At 61.0% G+C, this 15,943-nt stretch carries 19 protein-coding genes and 1 pseudogene; 13 read left to right on the top strand and 7 right to left on the bottom strand.

Annotation, left to right across the window (positions count from 1 at the left end; genetic code table 11):
* Positions 1–162 precede the first annotated feature (162 nt).
* The 9 genes from CLU92_RS10445 (at position 163) to CLU92_RS10405 (ending at position 8,253) form a co-directional block, all read left to right on the top strand.
* Entirely contained in the window at positions 163–2,367 is a 2,205-nt protein-coding gene (locus tag CLU92_RS10445) for a GGDEF domain-containing response regulator (RefSeq protein WP_101481834.1), read from the top strand.
* A 130-nt stretch (positions 2,368–2,497) separates the two neighbouring features.
* Positions 2,498–3,364: an urease accessory protein UreD gene (locus tag CLU92_RS10440; protein WP_180338488.1), complete on the top strand. Its 867-nt coding sequence runs from the start codon at positions 2,498–2,500 to the stop codon at positions 3,362–3,364.
* Between the two features lie 25 nt (positions 3,365–3,389).
* Positions 3,390–3,692, top strand: coding sequence for an urease subunit gamma (locus tag CLU92_RS10435; protein ID WP_034751936.1), 303 nt, complete (start codon positions 3,390–3,392; stop codon positions 3,690–3,692).
* Positions 3,693–3,785: 93 nt separating this feature from the next.
* On the top strand, positions 3,786–4,115 hold the full coding sequence (locus CLU92_RS10430; protein ID WP_101481833.1) for an urease subunit beta: 330 nt from the start codon (positions 3,786–3,788) through the stop codon (positions 4,113–4,115).
* Position 4,116: 1 nt separating this feature from the next.
* Positions 4,117–5,817: an urease subunit alpha gene (gene ureC / locus CLU92_RS10425; RefSeq protein WP_101481832.1), complete on the top strand. Its 1,701-nt coding sequence runs from the start codon at positions 4,117–4,119 to the stop codon at positions 5,815–5,817.
* A gap of 12 nt (positions 5,818–5,829) precedes the next feature.
* Complete coding sequence (ureE, locus tag CLU92_RS10420) at positions 5,830–6,354, top strand: urease accessory protein UreE (protein ID WP_101481831.1); 525 nt, start codon at positions 5,830–5,832, stop codon at positions 6,352–6,354.
* Positions 6,354–7,034 (top strand): urease accessory protein UreF, encoded by a 681-nt coding sequence (locus CLU92_RS10415; RefSeq protein ID WP_101484610.1) that lies wholly within the window; start codon positions 6,354–6,356, stop codon positions 7,032–7,034. The genes ureE and CLU92_RS10415 overlap by 1 nt, the downstream gene beginning before the upstream one ends.
* 23 nt (positions 7,035–7,057) lie before the next feature.
* Positions 7,058–7,696, top strand: a complete 639-nt coding sequence (ureG, locus tag CLU92_RS10410; protein ID WP_092714505.1) for an urease accessory protein UreG — start codon at positions 7,058–7,060, stop codon at positions 7,694–7,696.
* 11 nt (positions 7,697–7,707) lie between these two features.
* Positions 7,708–8,253 carry a HupE/UreJ family protein gene (locus CLU92_RS10405; protein WP_101481830.1) on the top strand — a complete coding sequence of 182 codons (546 nt, stop codon included), beginning with the start codon at positions 7,708–7,710 and terminating at the stop codon, positions 8,251–8,253.
* On the opposite strand, the gene CLU92_RS10400 is transcribed toward CLU92_RS10405, so the two are convergent.
* The gene (locus CLU92_RS10400) at positions 8,250–8,861 is read right to left on the bottom strand and encodes a 1-acyl-sn-glycerol-3-phosphate acyltransferase (protein WP_101481829.1); all 612 of its coding nucleotides are present in this window, start codon (positions 8,859–8,861) and stop codon (positions 8,250–8,252) included. The genes CLU92_RS10405 and CLU92_RS10400 overlap by 4 nt on opposite strands.
* 250 nt (positions 8,862–9,111) lie before the next feature.
* Between CLU92_RS10400 and CLU92_RS10395 the strand changes: the two genes are divergently transcribed.
* Entirely contained in the window at positions 9,112–9,333 is a 222-nt protein-coding gene (locus CLU92_RS10395) for a hypothetical protein (RefSeq protein WP_101481828.1), read from the top strand.
* 49 nt (positions 9,334–9,382) lie between these two features.
* Here CLU92_RS10395 and CLU92_RS10390 read toward each other — a convergent pair whose 3' ends face one another.
* From CLU92_RS10390 to CLU92_RS10380, 3 genes are all read right to left on the bottom strand, one after another.
* Entirely contained in the window at positions 9,383–10,447 is a 1,065-nt protein-coding gene (locus tag CLU92_RS10390) for an alkene reductase (RefSeq protein ID WP_101481827.1), read from the bottom strand.
* Between the two features lie 55 nt (positions 10,448–10,502).
* The gene (locus tag CLU92_RS10385) at positions 10,503–10,799 is read right to left on the bottom strand and encodes a helix-turn-helix transcriptional regulator (protein ID WP_101481826.1); all 297 of its coding nucleotides are present in this window, start codon (positions 10,797–10,799) and stop codon (positions 10,503–10,505) included.
* A gap of 159 nt (positions 10,800–10,958) precedes the next feature.
* Positions 10,959–11,318, bottom strand: a complete 360-nt coding sequence (locus CLU92_RS10380; protein WP_101484609.1) for a DUF1304 domain-containing protein — start codon at positions 11,316–11,318, stop codon at positions 10,959–10,961.
* A 213-nt stretch (positions 11,319–11,531) separates the two neighbouring features.
* Here CLU92_RS10380 and sugE point away from each other — a divergent pair, with 213 nt between their 5' ends.
* Both sugE and CLU92_RS10370 read left to right on the top strand, forming a co-directional pair.
* Complete coding sequence (gene sugE / locus CLU92_RS10375) at positions 11,532–11,852, top strand: quaternary ammonium compound efflux SMR transporter SugE (RefSeq protein WP_101481825.1); 321 nt, start codon at positions 11,532–11,534, stop codon at positions 11,850–11,852.
* Between the two features lie 26 nt (positions 11,853–11,878).
* Positions 11,879–12,202, top strand: a pseudogene (locus tag CLU92_RS10370) (integrase core domain-containing protein); the annotation flags it as partial.
* Positions 12,203–12,249: 47 nt separating this feature from the next.
* Here CLU92_RS10370 and CLU92_RS10365 read toward each other — a convergent pair.
* Together CLU92_RS10365 and CLU92_RS27765 are read right to left on the bottom strand one after the other, a co-directional pair.
* A complete protein-coding gene (locus tag CLU92_RS10365; protein ID WP_143452598.1) occupies positions 12,250–13,479 on the bottom strand; it encodes a hypothetical protein in 1,230 nt (409 codons plus the stop codon).
* Positions 13,480–14,130: 651 nt separating this feature from the next.
* Positions 14,131–14,466, bottom strand: coding sequence for a hypothetical protein (locus tag CLU92_RS27765; RefSeq protein WP_180338487.1), 336 nt, complete (start codon positions 14,464–14,466; stop codon positions 14,131–14,133).
* Positions 14,467–14,613: 147 nt separating this feature from the next.
* Here CLU92_RS27765 and CLU92_RS10355 point away from each other — a divergent pair, with 147 nt between their 5' ends.
* Positions 14,614–14,943 (top strand): SMR family transporter, encoded by a 330-nt coding sequence (locus CLU92_RS10355; RefSeq protein WP_101484608.1) that lies wholly within the window; start codon positions 14,614–14,616, stop codon positions 14,941–14,943.
* On the opposite strand, the gene CLU92_RS10350 is transcribed toward CLU92_RS10355, so the two are convergent.
* Positions 14,944–15,906, bottom strand: a complete 963-nt coding sequence (locus tag CLU92_RS10350) for a succinylglutamate desuccinylase/aspartoacylase family protein (protein WP_101481822.1) — start codon at positions 15,904–15,906, stop codon at positions 14,944–14,946.
* Positions 15,907–15,943: the final 37 nt, after the last annotated feature.

Genomic DNA, 15,943 nt, shown 5'->3' with positions numbered 1-15,943 from the left:
ACAACATCGGATTCGATGAAAAGACGGACTAAGTGGCGCCGATGGATGGTGCTAAATTGCAATAAAGATTATGATGATAGTACGTAGTTCACCGCAAAGAAATGTCTTGTCCAGCGTGGCAACTGACCGCCGCGCCTCATCCAAAGCTGAGAGAACTGCTACATGCACCGCGATTTTTCCGAAGTGAATGCTAAGGGCGAAGTACTGATCGTTGAAGATACGCCGGCTTCGCTGAAGCTGTTGAGCGATTTGCTGGGCGGCGCCGGCTATGCGGTGCGCCAGGCGCCGAACGGTGAGCTGGCCCTGTGGACGGCTCAGGCGCGCCCGCCTGAGCTGATCCTGCTCGACGTGCGCATGCCGGGTCTCGACGGCTTTGAAGTCTGCCGCCGCCTGAAGGAGATTCCGTCCCTGCGCCAGGTGCCGGTAATCTTCCTGTCGGCCCAGTACGATACGGACGACAAGGTGCGCGGCTTTGCGCTGGGTGCCGTCGATTTCATCGCCAAGCCCTTCCAGGCCGAGGAAATCCTGGCCCGCACCGATGCGCATGTGCGCCTGGCGCGGGCGCAGCTGCAGCTGGCGCAGGAGCGCGCCAACCTGGAACGGCGCGTGGCCGAACGCACGGCCGAACTGGAACAGGTGGCCAGCACCCTGGCGCGCGAAGTGCAAATCCGCCGCGCCAACGAGGAATTGCTGCGCCTCTCGGGCCAGGTCTTCGAAGCCACTCAGGACGCCATCCTGATCACGGATCCGGCCGGCATCATCGTCACGGCCAATCCCGCCTTTACCCGCATCACTGGCTACGCGGCGCAGGATGTGGTGGGCACGGACATCATGCGCCTGCACGCCGAATATACGGGCGAAGCGGTGCTGCTGGCCATGCGCCAGGGCTTGCGCAGCAGCGGCTGCTGGTCGGGCGAGGTGCAGACGCGGCGCAAGAGCGGCGACACCTATCCCTGTTTGCTCAGCGTGTCCACCGTGCATGGCCCGGACGGCGGCGTTGTCAACTACGTGGGCGTCTTCCTCGATATCAGCGAGCGCAAGGCCGAGCAGCATCTGATCGACTTCCTCTCCTACCACGACGCGCTGACTGGCTTGCCGAACCGCGTGCTGCTGCGCGAGCGCTTCGAACAGGCGCGCGCCAACGCCCTGCGCGACAGCCAGCAAGTGGTGCTGATGTGCCTGGACCTGGACCGCTTCAAGAACATCAACGATTCGCACGGCCAGGCCGTGGGCGACAAGGCGCTGCAAGTGGTGGCGCGTTTTCTGTCCGGCTGCGTGCGCGAGGGCGACACCGTGGTGCGCCAGGGCGGCGACGAATTCCAGATCCTGCTGCAGGACGATGCCCTGCTGGGCCGCACGCTGGCGCTGGCGCAGACCATCCTGGCCGGCTTGCGCGAAGAGCTCAGTGTCGGTGGCGAGCGCCTGGCGCTGACCACCAGCATCGGCATCGCCATGTGCCCGGCCGACGGCGACAGCCTCGACGACGTGCTGCGCCACGCCGACACGGCCCTGGTGCGCGCCAAGGAAATGGGGCGCGATCATTACGCTTTCTTCACGGAGCGCATGGGCAGCGATATCCGCGCCCGCCTGGCCATGCAGCAGCAGCTGCGCGGCGCCATCGGCCGCGAGGAATTCGAAGTGCACTATCAGCCGCAAATGTGTTTGCGCACGGGCGCCATGCTGGGCGCGGAGGCTCTGCTGCGCTGGAATAACCCGGTGCTGGGCAATGTGCCGCCCGGTCTGTTCATCGCGCTGGCCGAGGAATACGGCTTGATCACCGCCATCGGCGAATGGGTGCTCGAAACCGTCTGCGCGCAGATCCGTGCCTGGCACGACGCGGGCCTGGGCAGCATCAAGGTGGCCGTCAACCTGTCTGGTAAACAGTTCGCGCAGGACCGTACGGTGCCTTTCGTCGAAGCGGCATTGCGCAAATACGGCATCGCGCCCGCCTGCCTGGGCATCGAGATCACGGAAAGCACGGTGATGGGCGACCCGGACAAGGCGGTGGCCGCCCTGACGCGCCTGAAGGATATCGGCGTGGGCATTTCGCTCGATGACTTCGGCACCGGCTATTCCAGCCTGGGTTACCTGAAGCGCTTTCCCATCGACGTGCTGAAGATCGACAAATCCTTCGTCGACGACGTCACCACCAGCAGCAGCGACGCGGCCATCGCGCGTTCCGTCATCTCGCTGGCGCACAACCTGGACATGCGCGTCATCGCCGAAGGCGTGGAAACGCGCGAACAGGTGGACTTCCTGACGGAACACGGCTGCGACGAAATGCAGGGTTATTATTTCAGCCGTCCCCTGGCTGCTGCACCATTCACGGCCTTGCTGCGCGAACGGCGCGCGCTGGCCGTGGCGTAGACGCCGCGGTGCGGCCGATGCACCATGCGGGTGCGTCTGCCGCAGCGTGGTGCGCAATTCTCACGGTTCCATCCCTTGATGCTGGCACATATCCTGCTTAGGTAATCGCTTATTTACGCGATTGCCCCGCATGCCAGATAGTACTCACCCAGCCATGCCCTCACAGGCCAACGCACATGACGCCTGGCAGGCGCACTTGCGCCTGGGATTTGCCTGGCACGATGGCGTCAGCCGTCTGGTCGAGCGCACGCACAGCGGCCCCCTGCGCGTGCAAAAGCCTTTGTATCCGGAAGGCGATGCCGTCTGCCACGCCATCATCATCCATCCGCCCGGCGGCGTGGTGGGCGGCGACCAGCTGGCTGTCGACGTCACGGTGGGCGAAGGCGCGCACGCGTTTCTCACGTCGCCGGGGGCGGCCAAGTGGTACCGCGCGAATGGCCACGTCTCGGGCCAGCACATCGTGCTGCGCGCCGGTAGCGGCGCTTCCATCGAGTGGCTGCCGCAGGAAAGCATTTTCTTCGACCAGGCGTGCGTGCGCCTGCGTCACGAGGTGGAACTGGCGGCGGACGCCAGCTATATCGGCTGCGACATCGTCTGCCTGGGCCGCAGCGCCTCTGGCGAAATTTTTAATGAAGGCAGCATCGCCCAGCAGGTGCAGATCCGCCGCGGCGGCAAGCTGCTGTGGTGGGAGCAGGGCGTGCTGGCCGCCGGCGGCGCGCTGATGGCCAGCCCACTGGGACTGGGGGGGCACACGGTGTGCGCCACCCTGATCGCCGTCGGCACACCCGTTTCTGCCGCCGTGCTGGCTGCCTTGCGCGAGATCAAGGTGCCTGCCGGCGCCGCGTTTGGCGCCACGCAGATGAAATCGCTGGTGGTGGTGCGCCTGCTGTGCGGCGACAGCGAGGCGGCGCGCACGATCATGCTGGCCGCCTGGCAGCTGCTACGCCCCGCCATGCTGGGACGCGACGCCGTCGTGCCCCGCATCTGGAACACTTAATCAGGAAAGAAGCGCAAGGAAAACCATGGACCTGACTCCCCGCGAAAAAGACAAGCTGCTCATTTTTACGGCCGCGCTGCTGGCCGAACGGCGCCTGGCGCGCGGCTTGAAGCTCAATTACCCGGAAGCGGTGGCCCTGATCAGCGCCGCCATCATGGAAGGTGCGCGCGATGGAAAATCGGTGGCGCAGCTGATGTCGGACGGTACGAAAATACTCTCACGTGCGGACGTTATGGACGGCATCGCCGAGATGATCCCCGATATCCAGGTGGAAGCGACCTTTCCCGATGGCAGCAAGCTGGTGACCGTGCACCACCCGATACCGTAGTTTTTTGATTGGCCAGGGCGCCACCCGCGTCATGGCTGTTTTTGCGCTGGCGACCCGCCGGCAAGCGTAACGCGATCTTTGAAGGAGTCCCTCATGACCCCAGGCGAATACAAATTGGAAGAAGGCGAAATCAGCCTCAATGTGGGCCGCGCCACGGCCACCGTGGTGGTGGCCAACCGGGGCGACAGGCCGATACAGGTCGGTTCGCACTTTCACTTTTTTGAAGTCAACCCGGCGCTGGCCTTTGAGCGTTGGCGCGCCTACGGCATGCGCCTGAACATCACGGCCGGCACGGCCGTGCGCTTCGAACCGGGCCAGCAGCGCACGGTGGAACTGGTGGCGCTGGCGGGGGAGCGCAAGGTCTACGGCTTCAATGGTGAAGTCATGGGCGAACTGCAAGACACTCCACCAGGAAAGGATTGAGATGGCCAGCATTCCCCGCAGCGCATACGCCGAAATGTTCGGCCCCACCACGGGCGACCGCATCCGCCTGGCCGACACGGAACTGTTCATCGAGATCGAGCATGACTATGCGATCTACGGCGAAGAAGTGAAATTCGGTGGCGGCAAGGTGATACGCGACGGCATGGGCCAGTCGCAGCGCTGCGCGGCCGAGGTGATGGATACCGTTATCACGAATGCCGTCATCCTCGACCACTGGGGCATCGTGAAAGCCGATATCGGCTTGAAGAATGGGCTGATCTTCGGCATCGGCAAGGCGGGCAACCCGGACATCCAGCCTGGCGTGACCTTGCCCATCGGCGGCGCGACCGAGATTATCGCCGGTGAAGGCATGATCGTTACGGCCGGCGGCGTCGATACGCACATCCATTTCATTTGCCCGCAGCAGATCGAGGAAGCCCTGATGAGCGGCGTGACGACCATGCTGGGCGGCGGCACGGGGCCGGCCGTGGGCACGGCCGCCACCACCTGCACGCCGGGACCATGGCACTTGCACGCCATGCTGGCCGCCGCCGACGCCTTCCCGATGAATCTTGGCTTCATGGGGAAAGGCAACGTCAGCTTGCCGCTGCCACTGGAGGAGCAGGTGCGCGCGGGCGCCATCGGCCTGAAACTGCACGAGGACTGGGGCAGCACGCCGGCCGCCATCGACAATTGCCTGTCCGTCGCGGACCGCATGGATATTCAGGTTGCGCTGCACAGCGATACCCTCAACGAGGGCGGGTTTCTGGAGCACACCCTTGCCGCCTTCAAGGACCGCACCATCCACACCTTTCACACGGAAGGGGCGGGCGGCGGCCATGCGCCAGACATCATCGCCGCCGTGGGACAGTCCAACGTGCTGCCCTCGTCGACCAACCCGACGCGCCCGTTTACCGTCAACACGCTCGACGAGCACCTGGACATGCTGATGGTGTGCCATCACCTGGACCCGGCGATTGCCGAAGACGTGGCGTTTGCCGAGTCGCGCATCCGCCGCGAAACCATCGCCGCGGAAGATATCCTGCACGACATCGGCGCCATCTCGATGATGTCGTCGGACTCGCAAGCCATGGGCCGGGTCGGCGAGGTGATCATGCGCACCTGGCAGACGGCGCACAAGATGAAGGTGCAGCGGGGGCCGCTGGCGCCCGACACGGCGCGCAGCGACAACTTCCGCGCCAAGCGCTATATCGCCAAGTACACGATCAACCCGGCCATCACGCATGGGATTTCCCACGTGGTCGGGTCCATCGAGGCGGGCAAAATCGCCGACATCGTGCTGTGGAAGCCCGCCTTCTTCGGCGTCAAGCCATCGATGATTTTAAAGGGCGGCATGATCGCCGCTGCGCAGATGGGCGACCCGAATGCGTCGATTCCCACGCCGCAGCCCGTGCACTACCGCATGATGTTCGGCGCCTTCGGCGGCGGTCTGAAAAAGTCTTTCACCTTTGTCTCGCAGGCGGCCTACGACCTCGATATCGGGCATCAGCTGAAACTGAATAAATCCGTCATCGCCGTGAAGAACATGCGCGGCTTGCGCAAGCACGACATGATACATAACAGCGCCACGCCGCACATGGAAGTGGACCCGGAAACCTATGCCGTGCGCGCCGACGGCCAGCTGCTGGTGTGCGAGGCGGCCGCCGTGCTGCCCATGGCGCAGCGCTATTTTTTATTTTAAGCAGGAGACATCATGCTCACTTTGCATACCAAGCTGGCGGCTGACGATAGTCGCGCCGCCGTTGCCCAACTTGTGTTGCCCTATGACCAGCGCGAAAAATGCCGGCTGCGCGCCGTGCTGTCGAATGGCGACGAGGTAGCCGTGTTCACCGTGCGCGGCACGGTGCTGCGCGACGGCGAGCGCATGACGGGACCGGAAGGGCTCGTAGTGCAGATCGTCGCCGCGCGCGAACCGACCTACCTGGTGCGCTGCCTTGACGCCCACACCCTGCTGCGCTGCGCTTTCCACCTGGGTAACCGCCACACGCAGGCGCAGGTGGGTGACGGCTTTTTGCGCATCCGCAAGGACGTGGTGCTGAAGGAGATGCTGGAAGGCTTGCAGGCGAGTGTGACGGAGGAAAGCGCGCCATTCGAGCCGGAAGCGGGCGCGTATGGCGGCGGCCATGGCCACCACGACGGCCATGGCCAGCACTTGCTGGCGCCCGTGCCGCTGCGCCAGAAGATTCACCGCCCCAGCGACACACCGGGCACCGCATGATGCAGGCATCGGCCCTGCTGCATTTGCTGCAGTTCGCCAGCCCGGCCTTGCCGATTGGCGCCTACAGCTATTCGCAGGGGCTGGAAGCGGCCCTGGAATGCGGCTTGGTGGTGGATGCGGCCACGGCGCGCGACTGGATCGCGCAGCATCTGACGCTGGTGGTGGCGCGCTGGGAAGCGCCCCTGTGCTGGCGTTTGATCCAGGCCTTCGAAGCGCAGGATTTGTGTGGCGTGCAGCGCTGGAGCGAACGCTTCATCGCCTCGCGCGACACGGCGGAATTTCGCGCCGAAACCATTCAGATGGGCTATTCATTGACCAAGCTGCTGGCCGAGCTGGGCGTGGCTGATGGCGTGTTGATCGACATGCTGCAGGGCCAGCCGGAAGTGGCGCTGCCCACGGCCTATGCCTGCGCCGTGGCGGCGCTGGCCATTCCGCGCGAAGAGGCGCTGCTGGCCATGCTGTTCGCCTGGGCGGAAAACCAGGTGCTGGTCTGCGTGAAATCCGTGCCGCTGGGGCAGGTAGCGGGCCAGCGTTTGCTGCTGTCGCTGCGGCCGGAGCTGGAAGCGGCGGCCCGCACGGCGCAAACCTTGCAAGACGAAGAGATGGACAACTGGGCGCCCGGCCTGTCGCTGCTGTCGATGCGGCACGAAGTGCAGTACAGCCGTTTGTACCGTTCCTGAACACTACACCGAGAGACTACAACATGACATCGATTACCTCAAATCCCCTGCGCGTAGGCATCGGCGGCCCGGTCGGCTCGGGCAAGACGGCCCTGTGCGAAATGCTGTGCAAGGGCATGCGCGAGCGCTACGACATGGCCGTCATCACGAATGACATCTACACCAAGGAAGACATGGAAATTCTGCTGCGCGCGGACGCCTTGCCGGCCGAGCGCCTGATGGGCGTGGAGACGGGCGGCTGTCCGCACACGGCCATCCGCGAAGATGCATCGATCAACCTGGAAGCGATCGCGCGCATGCAAGCTGATTTTCCGAATCTCGACTTGATCCTGGTCGAATCGGGCGGCGATAACCTGGCCGCCACCTTCAGCCCGGAACTGTCGGACCTGACGATTTACGTGATCGACGTGGCGGGCGGCGAAAAAATCCCGCGCAAGGGAGGTCCCGGCATCACGCGCTCGGATTTGCTCATTATCAACAAGACGGACCTGGCGCCGTATGTGGGCGCCAATCTGGACGTGATGGCGCAGGATGCCAAGCGCATGCGCGGCGAGCGCCCCTTTGTGTTTACCAACCTGCGCAGCGGCGACGGTGTGCAGGTCGTCATCGATTTTATCCGCGAGCAAGGTTTGCTCGACCAACCAGGCAAGGAGCTGCAATGAGTGCAAGAGTGATGATAAAAACAGCCGCCGTGGCGGCACTGTGCCTGCTGGCCTTGCCCGCCATGGCGCATCCCGGCCATGGCGAGAGCGCGGGTTTCCTGGCCGGTTTCGCCCATCCGTTCACGGGCATCGACCATTTGCTGGCCATGCTGGGTGTGGGCATATGGGGCGGCCAGCAGCGCCGCAGCCTGGCCCAGCCCGCCACCTTCCTCGGCATGATGCTGCTCGGTGCGCTGGCCGGCATGGCGGGCTTGACGGTGCCCGGGCTGGAAACGGGCGTCGCCGCCACGGTGGCCCTGGTGGGGCTGGCCATCGCGCTGGCGCTGGCCTTGCCGAACTGGCTCGGCATGGGCCTGGTGGGCGTATTTGCGTTGGCGCACGGCAATGCGCATGGCCAGGAGTTGCCAGCCGCCTCGGCCGCGTGCGGCTTCATGCTGGCTTCGGCCAGCTTGCTGTGTGCCGGGCGTCTCCTTGGCCAGGTGCTGGCCGAGCGTATGCTGCGCGTGGCCGGCGTGGCCTTGACGGCCGCCGGCGTGGTCTTGATGGGGCTTGCTTAAGCGCCGGGGCGCTTGTCCGACAAGACGATGGGCGCCGCCTTTTCCGGGTGCAAGCCCTGGTGGCCCGCATACACGGCGGCGATGGCCGCCATGTCGGCGTCCTTGTCGCCCGTCAAGTATAAATGGTCGACGACGCCCAGCACCTTATTCGGATAGTCGATATAGACCAGCAGCAAGGGCACCTTGGCGGCCAGGGCCAGGTGATAAAAGCCGCTTTTCCAGTTCGGTCGGTAGCTGCGCGTCGCTTCCGGCGTGATGGCCAGCCAGTACCAGTCGGCGGCCTGCATGCGCTCGGCCTGGCGGCCGATGGTGCCGCTGGTGGTGCTGCGGTCGACGGGTTCGCCGCCCAGGTAGCGCAGCACCTTGCCCATGGGGCCGCGGAACAAGGAATCCTTGGCCAGCCAGCGGAACGGCAGGGACAGCGCCCATTTGCCGAACAGGCCCACCATGAAATCCCAGTTGGACGTGTGCGGGTAGACGACGGCGATGCCGCGCGGCCCCGGCAAGGGGCGGAAGCGCATGCGCCAGCCAAACAGCTGCAGCACGCGCAGCGCGCAACGCTGGTGCCAGGTCGGCAAGTCGCCCGCTTGTACAAATAAATCGTCCATTGATACCCTTCAGTGACACTATTCTTAATGGGATGGCGCTAGCGGCCATTTTCCTTGAAGCAAAAATTCTGCGCAGGCATTCTATACGGGGCTGGCGGTGGCGACAAGCAGCCGAGGCCGCTATTCATGCGGCATCGGGGTGTTTATTGCTGCTATTTTAACGATGCTTTGCCACAGTGCCGGGCACCAAATGCACACAATGTGGTCAAAACTTGATGCAAGGTAGATCCACGCGACAGGGAGCCATGGCATGAAAAACAGTATCGATGAAGTGGCGGGGGAGCATGTCCGAACGGACAAGGTGATGGCCGGGCTCGTCGAGCGGGGTGTGGCGTTTCATCACGCCCTTGGCCGGACGGTGGCGACAGCCTGCTTGCGTGGGCTCGCGGTGCCGGCCGAGGTGATACGCCGTGTGTTCAGCAGTGTGCACGCGCGCCGCCCGGCCCGGCCGGCAAGGCGCCGATGGCGCTGAGGGACAGACAGCAGCGACGAAGTGCCGCTGCTGTCGTCCGGAGTGTTGTTTAAGCCTGTGCCGCGAGTGCCGGGTAGTCCGTGTAGCCGGCCGCATCGGGTGCGTACAGCGTGTCCGGATTCAGGGGATTCAATGGCGCGTCGCTGTGCAGGCGGATGGGCAGGTCGGGGTTGGCGATGAACCACAGGCCAAAGGCCACGGCATCGGCTTCGCCTTTGGTCAGCAAGGCATCGGCCGCCGCCTTGTCCATTTTCTCGTTGGCAATGTATACGCCGCCAAATTCCTGCTTCAAGTACGGACCCAGGCGGTCTTCACCAAGCGCTTCGCGCGCGCAGATGAAGGCGATGCCGCGCTTGCCCAGCTCGCGTGCCACATAACCGAAGGTGGCGCGCGGGTCGGAATCGCCCATGTCGTGCGCGTCGCGGCGCGGTGCCAGATGCATACCCACCTTGTCGGCACCCCATACCTCGATGCATGCATCCGTCACTTCCAGCATCAGGCGTGCGCGGTTTTCAATCGAGCCGCCGTAGTTGTCGGTGCGCAAGTTGGTGCTGTCCTGCAGGAACTGGTCGAGCAAATAACCGTTCGCGCCGTGGATTTCCACGCCGTCGAAGCCGGCTTTTTTCGCATTCTCGGCGCCCAGGCGGTAAGCCGCCACGATGCCGGGAATTTCTTCCGTATTTAGCGCGCGCGGCGTGACGAATTCCTGTTTCGGGCGCAGCAGGCTGACATGGCCGGCCGGCTTGACGGCGCTGGGTGCCACGGGCAAGTCGCCATCGAGGAAGGCGGGCGCCGAAATGCGGCCGACATGCCACAGTTGCAGCACGATCAAGCCGCCTGCGTCATGCACGGCCTTGGTGATGTGTTTCCAGCCTTCTACCTGTTCCTCTGACCAGATGCCCGGCGTGTCGGCATAGCCCACGCCTTGCGGCGTGACGGCCGTCGCTTCCGAGATGATCATGCCGGCCGAAGCGCGCTGCGTGTAGTACTCGGCCATCAGGGCGTTGGGGACGCGGCCAGGATTGCCGGCGCGCGAACGCGTCAGCGGCGCCATGATGATGCGATTTTTCAGTTGCAGGCTGCCAATGGTGATGGGGTCGAATAAGGTTGTCATGATTGCTATTTTTCCTGTCGAGAGTGCCGCGGACGGCGATATGGATGGGCTACGGTTACAAACCTTGCTGCATATGTTCCAGAAAAGCCTGGATGGTGGCTTCATTGCGCTTGAAGAAACTCCACTGCCCGACTTTTCTGGCGGAAATCAAGCCGGCCTTTTGCAAGGTGGCCAGGTGAGCCGAGACCGTCGATTGCGACAGGCCCAGGCTGCGGTCGATCAGTCCGGCACAGACGCCGAAGTCGAGCGGATGGTCTTGCTGGGCGAAATGCTGCTCCGGTTCCTTCAGCCATTGCAGGATCTGTCGCCGCACGGGATTGGCCAGCGCCTTGTGGATGGCGTCGATGTCCATGGTGTTTCTCCTGTCGATGTTCGTCTGTGGACGATATATGTATCGTCTTTTGTAAATTTCAATATCGCTATAGTACGATATAAGTAAATAACGTGCTGGCGGCGTGCATTTTTCAAGGAGGGAAGGGGATGGGCGGCCGTCAGCTCCGCCCGGCAGGAATCAATTGAAGTGGAACAGCAGCAGGGCGATGACGGCAGGCACGGTTTGCAGGTAAAGGATGCGCGTCATGACGGTCACCGCACCCCACGCGCCGGCCACGGCGATGCAGGCCAGGCCGAACACGGTGAACGCATGGGCGATGGCGGCGTCCGGGTGAAAAAAGCCCAGCGCCAGCGCCGCGACAAGAAAGCCGTTATAGCAACCCTGATTCGACATGGCGGGGCGCACGATCTCCGCTTTTTCCTTGGACAGGCCAAACACCTTGCGTCCGCGCGCATCGAACAGCACGGTTTCCAGCAGCACGATGTAGACGTGCAGCAGCAAGATGAGGGCGGTAAGGATTTGGGCCATAAGCAGCATCATTGTTCCCGAGAGTGAATGGATGCAGCAATTATGCTGCCAAGCGCCTGTTTTCTGGCAATTTTCGATTAGAGCGGCCGTACTAGCGATAGTGTGCTTGCGGCAAGACTTTTCACCCAATGGTATACTTTTCCCTTTGCTCCTGTGGGGACGACCCCGCTCGATGTGGGGGCTGTATGGCGGGGACGACCCTGCCGCCTCGGGAGAAAAGAGATGGCGTGGATCATTCTGGTATTGGCGGGTTTGCTTGAAATTGGCTGGGCCATCGGTCTCAAATACAGTGCCGGTTTTACCCGCCTCGTGCCCTCCGCACTGACGGCCGTTTCCATGCTGGGCAGCGTGGTGATGCTGGGCCTGGCCTTGCGCACCTTGCCGCTGGGCACGGCGTACGCCATCTGGACCGGCATCGGTACTGTCGGCACTGCCATTTTCGGCATCATGGTGCTCGGTGAGCCGGCCAGCGCCGCGCGCATCGCCTGCATCGCATTGATCGTCTCCGGCATCCTGGGCTTGAAGCTGCTCAGCCCGCAGTAATACATTTCCTGATGCGCCATGTGGTACTCGAGAGGATCACCGAATGGCGTGGCAAACCCCAGGTCATTTGCGGCGATAACGGCCCCGAGTACATCAGTGCTGTGATGCTGGCCTGGGCCGCCAGGCATGCCATACGCATCGTTTTTATCCAGCCTGGCCAGCCGCAGCAGAACGCTGATGTCGAGCGCTATAACCGTACGGCGCGCTATGACTGGTTGGCCCATCACCTGTTTGAAACGCTCGATGAGATTCAGGATTTCGCAAGCCGCTGGTGGTGGGCTTACGATCACGACCGGCCCAATATGGCACTTGGCGGCATCACGCCAAAACAAAAGCTTGTCTTTGCTGCACAACCGCTACTTTTCGCGCGCTCTAAAAATGGGGGGTTACTGGTTGTTCACTCCTCGTAAGTCAGACGAAATTTGCCTGCTGGTAGCATTAAAGCCTTGGGCGGGCGACCGACTTCAACCATTACCATGTCAGCTGGAACGGCATTCGGACCGTCCTCTACGTGAAATGCCTGGATTAGTCGTCGCCTGTCCTTCGGTAAAAGCTCAGACGGGATAGCGAGAGCATGCAGGCCAGCTGCTTTCTGCATCCAAATTGGGCGTCCAGTCTCTGACAGCATTGTGCCATCGGGATGAAATACCTCCATGTCATATCCCGGTCGGCCGCTTAAAACTGCATATTCTCCTTCTGTTTTCTTGAGAACAATGGGATTTGAACTTGGAAAGCGCTCAAGCACCTTCCGATATACTGGATTATCTGTTTCTTTATCGCCGTGGCTAAACATATCCGATTGATTGATTGTGAGTGGTTCTACACCGAGCCGATGCTGCAGCACTGCTGCCAATGAAGCGTATGTTTTTTCGTCCGTATATGCGGGTTCTTTTCGGGCATGTCCGTAGCCGACATAAATAAATACCTTGGCATTAGGATCTTTGGAAAAAATCTGGCGGATGATATTTTGCGCCGCACCAAATTCCCGTTCCCTGGCCAGATCGGCGATATTTTGGCCTTCTGGATAGACGTCATATCCAACGAAGTTCCATTTGTCTTTAATCGCATTCCGTATAAATTCTCCGAACATAGGTTCACGTAAATAAAACCCCATACTGGTGTCGACGTACCCTGGCTGTTGTGGAATGTTCGGCCGGAACGTTTCACCTGCCAGATAATTGAATCCGATTTTTTTCAACTCGCGGGCGACCTTAGCCGCAAAAACACGATGTATCGGTTCTTGGTGAGCTTCATTGAGGATAACGATTTGATGCATTTTTGCCTTTGCCACAATCGCTTCAAGTGCATTTTCTGCAGTTACTGATTCCAATGTTTCCTGATTTTCTTGAGCAATGCTTGGTTTTGATTTTGACAGAAAATACCGCCAGCGGAAGGCTTCAGCCGCACCGGTTGAGTCTCCAGTAAGAGAACGCATTGTCATTAGTTTCTGAATGTCATTGCCCTTGCTCTCGTACAGCGACTCTACTTTGTCCGGGCTCAAGTTTTCAAGCCTGGAAAAAATATCTAGATCCCCAATGGACTTCTCAGCTGACTTTAGGCTATGCATATAAGAAAAATTCTCCGCGAGCGCGTTTGTGCAAAATGCCACTGAAATAAGTAAAATCACATTAGTAATTGCGAGCCGAACGCGCAAGAAAATGGCTATCCGCCGGATCAGTCGTTGAGAAATCGTGTTTTCCTCGACGGGAAGTATCGTACACACTTGACAGTCCACTCCAGGAAGTATTTAGTGAATTTTCTTGCAACTCTACATCATAAATTCAAACATGGCAATAATATCTTTTATGTAACTATAAAGGCCATTAAGAGTTCGAATTCTTAGGTGGAGTTGAGGAAATTCAGGTAGACATTTCATTTCAACTTCCGCAAAAAAATCCGTGTCTGGGCTAGTGACATGCGAACGGATCGAGCTGTAATGATCGAGCTATCATTGACAATTATTCGGTTTCAAGCCTGTGACTGTCAGATCAAATTGAGTGCTTCAGGGGGCCTAAGTTAGCTTGGCTGTAAGGGGGCAAACTTTCCATCCATGAATTCCACGCAGCTTCAGGCTGAAGGTGACTGTTGAGGTTTATGCACCGGTCATATTGCTATCTCAGTTGGAGCGAGCGATCTAACATTGTGTTCAAGTGGCGAAGAGGGTATCTGCCGGACTATTCGGTGGCGATGATCTCGAAGAGGGCCCTCATTGCTTCCGGCATTCGCCGGCCATGCGTGCGCGGCTGCGGCATCCTGAAGTTTGATAACACCATATGGGTCATAATGGCGGTTGCCAGGGTGAGGCTCCGAGTCTGCTGCAGCTGGGAATCGCAATGGATGAAATTACGGAAAGACTGAAATCAATGACGTGCGTTTTCGCATCATGACTGATGCCAAGGTTGTCTTCGAAAAAACAGAGCGCTACTTTTTTCAGCGACAGTTGATCGAATGCCTTCGTACCGGCGCAGACAGGTTTTGCTGAAAACAGTGCGGTGCAGGTTTGCAAAGTCCGCGACGGGCGCTGGCTGGTGGGGGAGGGCATCGCTTCCGTATTTAGCAAAAAAATACCTAAGGCGGCTGCGCTGGCTTGCATCGCATTGATCGTCTCCGGCATCCTGGGCTTGAAGCTGCTCAGCCCGCAGTAACGTGGTTTTCCCCGATGCGCCCTGCGCCGCCGTGCCGCCATGATCGAACAGGCGGTGGGCGGGCGGGGCGTTGTTGTTCCTATTTACCTTGAAAGGACTGTCGCATGAGCCTTGCCATGACGTATTTCTACCTGGCCATCGCCATCGTCGCCGAAGTCGTCGCTACCAGCGCCTTGAAGGCGTCCGAGGGCTTTAGCCGCTTGTGGCCCAGCGTCATCACCGTGGTCGGCTACAGTATCGCCTTCTGGTGCTTGTCCCTGACCTTGAAGGTCATTCCTACCGGCATCGTGTATGCGATCTGGTCCGGCGTGGGCATCGTGCTCATTTCTGCCGTGGGCTGGTTCTGGTTCAAGCAGAGCCTGGATACGCCAGCCTTGATCGGCCTGGGGCTGATCATTGCCGGCGTGCTGGTGATTAACCTTTTCTCCAAGTCAGTGGGTCATTAATCAGAAACTGGCGGCAACTCTTGCCAGGTAATACCACTCGGCATTGGCTTGCGCGTTGACGTCCGGGAAGAGGATGTAGGCGTCGAATTCGGCCGTCACGGGGGTGCCGTCCGCGCGCACGCCGATCTGCTCGCCCTGTTTGAGCTTGTCAAAGCTGGACCAGGTCTTGATGAAGCGGTCGTCCGCGTGCAGCTTGTCGTGCACGACGACCATATTGAGTGCTTCCATGTCGGCGTCCGCGATGGCTTCCGGTTGCGGTGCATCAATGAAACCGAGGAAGGCCAGCGTATTCTTGATGGCGCGGTAGGCGACATCCGGCGCAGCAGGGTCCGCGTGCTGGCCGCATTCCAGGGTCAAGGCGTAGCCACCCGTCGAGCGCATGTATTCAGTGGTGCCCACGCCGTAGCGCAAGACCAGGCCCACTTGGTCGCTATTGCCCAGGCGGCGTTGCACGCCCTGGCCGTAAGCGTGCAGCCAGCCATCAACGAAGCGGCGCACACCCAGGCGGCGCGCCAGCGCGCGTTCCTTGTCTTCATGTTGAAACGGTTGCAGCGGGCCGTCGTTGTTGCGCGGTCCCACCATGACAAAAGGCTGGCTGTCGGCATTGAACGAGTGCAAGTCCAGCAGCACGTCGTGCTGGCCCAGCAAGGGGCACAGCCAGTTGGCGATGCGGTCTTCGAAATCCTGCGGATTGTCGTTCGGAAACAGATTGCGGTTCAGGTTGCGGTCGCCGCTGCGCACGCCTTTGGCGTAGGCCAGTGGATTGGTGATGGGCACGAAGGTGACGCTGCCGGCCAGAATGGAGAGGGCGCCGCTGTCGAGTTCAGCCATTACGCGGTGGATGCCCTTGGTGCCGCAGGTTTCATTGCCGTGCACGGCGCCCGTGACGATCAGGCGCGGGCCGCTGCCCTGGCCCGTGTAGTTGATGGACTTGAAGTGGAGTGCGCTGCTCATGCTGGACATATCCTATGCGGTTGCGGGAAGGGAAAGCGGGGTCGGC

Source organism: Janthinobacterium sp. 61 (genome assembly GCF_002846335.1).
Classification (GTDB): Bacteria; Pseudomonadota; Gammaproteobacteria; order Burkholderiales; family Burkholderiaceae_D; genus Janthinobacterium.
This window is presented reverse-complemented; position numbering and strand designations above follow the sequence as displayed.

What these genes read in the sequence shown, in the direction of transcription:
- CLU92_RS10445 (WP_101481834.1), top strand. Translation starts at nt 163, where the DNA reads ATGCACCGCGATTTTTCCGAAGTGAATGCTAAGGGCGAAGTACTGATC.
- CLU92_RS10440 (WP_180338488.1), top strand. Translation starts at nt 2,498, where the DNA reads ATGCCAGATAGTACTCACCCAGCCATGCCCTCACAGGCCAACGCACAT.
- CLU92_RS10435 (WP_034751936.1), top strand. Translation starts at nt 3,390, where the DNA reads ATGGACCTGACTCCCCGCGAAAAAGACAAGCTGCTCATTTTTACGGCC.
- CLU92_RS10430 (WP_101481833.1), top strand. Translation starts at nt 3,786, where the DNA reads ATGACCCCAGGCGAATACAAATTGGAAGAAGGCGAAATCAGCCTCAAT.
- ureC (WP_101481832.1), top strand. Translation starts at nt 4,117, where the DNA reads ATGGCCAGCATTCCCCGCAGCGCATACGCCGAAATGTTCGGCCCCACC.
- ureE (WP_101481831.1), top strand. Translation starts at nt 5,830, where the DNA reads ATGCTCACTTTGCATACCAAGCTGGCGGCTGACGATAGTCGCGCCGCC.
- CLU92_RS10415 (WP_101484610.1), top strand. Translation starts at nt 6,354, where the DNA reads ATGCAGGCATCGGCCCTGCTGCATTTGCTGCAGTTCGCCAGCCCGGCC.
- ureG (WP_092714505.1), top strand. Translation starts at nt 7,058, where the DNA reads ATGACATCGATTACCTCAAATCCCCTGCGCGTAGGCATCGGCGGCCCG.
- CLU92_RS10405 (WP_101481830.1), top strand. Translation starts at nt 7,708, where the DNA reads ATGATAAAAACAGCCGCCGTGGCGGCACTGTGCCTGCTGGCCTTGCCC.
- CLU92_RS10400 (WP_101481829.1), bottom strand. Translation starts at nt 8,861, where the DNA reads ATGGACGATTTATTTGTACAAGCGGGCGACTTGCCGACCTGGCACCAG.
- CLU92_RS10395 (WP_101481828.1), top strand. Translation starts at nt 9,112, where the DNA reads ATGAAAAACAGTATCGATGAAGTGGCGGGGGAGCATGTCCGAACGGAC.
- CLU92_RS10390 (WP_101481827.1), bottom strand. Translation starts at nt 10,447, where the DNA reads ATGACAACCTTATTCGACCCCATCACCATTGGCAGCCTGCAACTGAAA.
- CLU92_RS10385 (WP_101481826.1), bottom strand. Translation starts at nt 10,799, where the DNA reads ATGGACATCGACGCCATCCACAAGGCGCTGGCCAATCCCGTGCGGCGA.
- CLU92_RS10380 (WP_101484609.1), bottom strand. Translation starts at nt 11,318, where the DNA reads ATGCTGCTTATGGCCCAAATCCTTACCGCCCTCATCTTGCTGCTGCAC.
- sugE (WP_101481825.1), top strand. Translation starts at nt 11,532, where the DNA reads ATGGCGTGGATCATTCTGGTATTGGCGGGTTTGCTTGAAATTGGCTGG.
- CLU92_RS27765 (WP_180338487.1), bottom strand. Translation starts at nt 14,466, where the DNA reads ATGCCGGAGACGATCAATGCGATGCAAGCCAGCGCAGCCGCCTTAGGT.
- CLU92_RS10355 (WP_101484608.1), top strand. Translation starts at nt 14,614, where the DNA reads ATGACGTATTTCTACCTGGCCATCGCCATCGTCGCCGAAGTCGTCGCT.
- CLU92_RS10350 (WP_101481822.1), bottom strand. Translation starts at nt 15,906, where the DNA reads ATGTCCAGCATGAGCAGCGCACTCCACTTCAAGTCCATCAACTACACG.